The organism is Streptomyces sp. SBT349 (assembly GCF_001083795.1).
Classification (GTDB): Bacteria; Actinomycetota; Actinomycetes; order Streptomycetales; family Streptomycetaceae; genus Streptomyces.
The window spans coordinates 1-2,792 of sequence record NZ_LAVK01000568.1; the positions used below are offsets into that span (position 1 = coordinate 1).

Annotated in this window: 2 protein-coding genes and 1 pseudogene; 2 read left to right on the plus strand and 1 reads right to left on the minus strand. The window is 73.6% G+C overall.

Annotation, left to right across the window (positions count from 1 at the left end; all coding sequences use genetic code 11):
- Positions 1–43 precede the first annotated feature (43 nt).
- Positions 44–634 carry a carbohydrate binding domain-containing protein gene (locus ADY01_RS34650; RefSeq protein WP_078900864.1) on the minus strand — a complete coding sequence of 197 codons (591 nt, stop codon included), beginning with the start codon at positions 632–634 and terminating at the stop codon, positions 44–46.
- 393 nt (positions 635–1,027) lie between these two features.
- Between ADY01_RS34650 and ADY01_RS34655 the strand changes: the two are divergent.
- Positions 1,028–1,813: pseudogene (locus tag ADY01_RS34655) on the plus strand (SAM-dependent methyltransferase); the annotation flags it as partial.
- 162 nt (positions 1,814–1,975) lie between these two features.
- Positions 1,976–2,792, plus strand: an 817-nt coding sequence (locus ADY01_RS34660) for a phytanoyl-CoA dioxygenase family protein (RefSeq protein ID WP_053171532.1), incomplete at its 3' end; no start/stop codon positions are given.

The window sequence follows — 2,792 nt, forward strand, 5'->3', positions numbered from 1 at the left end:
CCTGACGTTCTGCCTCGACGACGTCTCCGGTGCGGGCGGCGCGTTACTCCGCGGCGGCGCCGTCCGCGAGGGAGACGTCGTCGAGGCAGAACGTCAGGTCGTCGGCGGCGCCGCCGACCTGGAACGCCACCTGCCCGGCCGGGTCGTCGGCCGTGGCGGTGAAGGTGTGCGTGAAGGTCTCGGGCGTCTCGGTGAGCGCGTCCTGCGAGGTGAACTGCTGCTCGTAGGGCTCGGCCGCCTCCTGCACGTTCACCGTGATGGTGTGCGCCACCGTGGAGCCGGCCGTATACGAGAAGGTGTACTCCTGGCCCGCGACCAGCGCGACGTCGTCCTGGCCGATGATGGCGTCCCAGGGGTTGGTGGTGCCGCCCGGGACGTCGGCGCACAGCTGCCCGTCGACGACGGCGCCCGGGTTGTCGGCCGTCCACCACCACGGGGCGCCGGTCTCGTCGGAGAAGTCGCCGTTCACGATCAGTTCGGCGGCGGCGACCGGCGCTTCGGCGGAGTACGCGGGAGCGGCGAACGCCCCTCCGGCGAGACCCGCGGCGGCGACCGCGCCCACGATCCCGAGGCCCACCCGGCGCGGGCGTGCGCGCGGGGCCCTGGGCGGCTCGTATGACCAGTGCTGAGTCATGGATCGGTCCTTTCCGGCCGAATCGCCTGACGTGAGGTGCGAGACGACCGCGAGGGATGCGGAACCCCCAGTGGGGTGGGAGCGCTCCCATAGTCCGCCGGGCCCGATGGCCCGTCAAGGTGCGCCACCCACCGGACGGGCAACCCCCCGATACCCACACGAAATCTGTGCGTCACCGGAACCTCGCCCCACCGGGCCCTCACCGCGTGCTGACGGACCGCCATGGACGGTGTGGGATGGGGAAATGGTTCGATGAGGCGCGACGACGCGGGGCCGGGGACCGGCCCGGGGAGAGGGGCGGCCGTGCGTGAGGGGAACGGTGGGGAGCCGGACGGGGAGCGGAGCCGGGGCCGCTCGGGGAGACCGGGCAGACCGGGAGGGCCGGGAGGACCGCCGGCGCCGAAGGTCGACACCGCGGTGCCGCACTCGGCGAGGATCTGGAACTACTGGCTGGGCGGCAAGGACCACTACGAGGTCGACCGGGCAGCGGGGGACGCCTACCGGGAGACGTTCCCCGGCATCGACGCCGTCGCGCGCGCCAGCCGGTACTTCCTGGCGCGTTCGATCGCCCATCTGGTGCGCGAGGCGGGCGTCCGGCAGTTCCTCGACGTGGGAACGGGCCTGCCCACGGTGGACAACACGCACGAACTCGCCCAGCGCGCCGCGCCCGAGTCGCGCGTCGTGTACGTGGACAACGACCCGCTGGTGCTGCTGCACGCGCACGCGCTGCTGACGTCCGCGCCCGAGGGGGTCACGGAGTATCTGGAGGCGGACCTGCGCGAGCCGGAACGGATCCTGTCCGCGGCGTGGAAGACGCTGGACCCCGGACGGCCCGTGGCGCTGATCCTGTCGGACGTGCTGGGTCACATCACCGACGGGGACGAGGCGCGCGACCTCGTGCGGCGCCTGGTCGCGGGGCTCTGTTCCGGCAGCCATCTGGTGATCGCCCACGGCTCCACGGCGGCTCCGCGCGGTGCGCTGGCGGCGCAGGAGGCGTACAACAACTCCGGTGCCGCGCCGTACATATCGCGCAGCCCCGAGGAGATCGCGGCCTTCTTCGAGGGGCTCGACCTCCTTCCCCCCGGCGTCGTCCCGGTCCCGCGCTGGCGCCCCGACCTGGCGCCGCTCGGTCCCGAGCCGCCGGGCGTGGGCCACGGCGGGGTCGCGCGGGTGCGCTGAACGCCGCCGGGCGCCGCCGAGCGCGCCGTGCCCGTCGGGGGCGCGCCCCCGGCGCCTTTCGGGGGTTCGCGGGTGTTGCCAAGCGCCGGAAGAGCGGAGACGCTCAAGAACGGTCCATATATGCCAGAGTTGGCCACCCCGCGATGTTCTGGGAGGAAGCGCGTGATCACCGAGGCCGTGCAGCCCGTCCAGCCCGTGCTGACCGACGAGCAGGTCGCGCGGTTCCACCGCGACGGGTACCTGCTGATCGAGGGCGTGCTCACGCCCGAGGAGGTCGCGCGGTACCGCGAGGCCGCGCTCGGCCTGCTGCCCGCCGACCTGTCCCTCCCCGGGCACTGGTACGTCGCCGACGGCCGGATCAAGCCGATGCGGGCGCCGGGCGACGACATGATCGACACCCCGGAGCTGATCCCGCTGATGGGCGGCGAGACGCTGTACCGGGTGATGGCGCAGCTCCACGGCACGCACCGGCTGCGGGCGTTCGACGGATCGGTCGGCATCACCCTGCGCAACGACGCCCACGGCGAGGAGCCGCTCAGCCAGGACCTGCACCTCGACGCCTCCGTGCCGCCGGACAGGGACTTCCTGTTCACACCCGACGAACTCCAGCTGGGTGGCTGCTACTACCTCACCGACGTGGAGCCGGACGGCGGCGGCATCCACGTCGTCCCCCAGGGCCACCGGATCGTGGAGGAGGAGGTGCGGGCGGCCCGCGCCAGGGGAGAGGACGGGCGCGCCCTGCACCGGCACTGGAAGCGGGCCGGCCACCTCAAGAGCGTCGAAGTCACGGGCCCCGCCGGCTCGTTCGCGCTGCTGCACCACCTGATGCCCCACGGCGCCTCCCACAACCGGCGCCCGACGACGCGGGTCGCCCACTTCATGCGCTACGTCCGCGTCCCCCACCCCCACGCCGCCGACCTCGTCGGCCCGGTCCGGGGCCCGCCGCCACCACGCGAACTTGTCGCGGAGATCCGCGCGT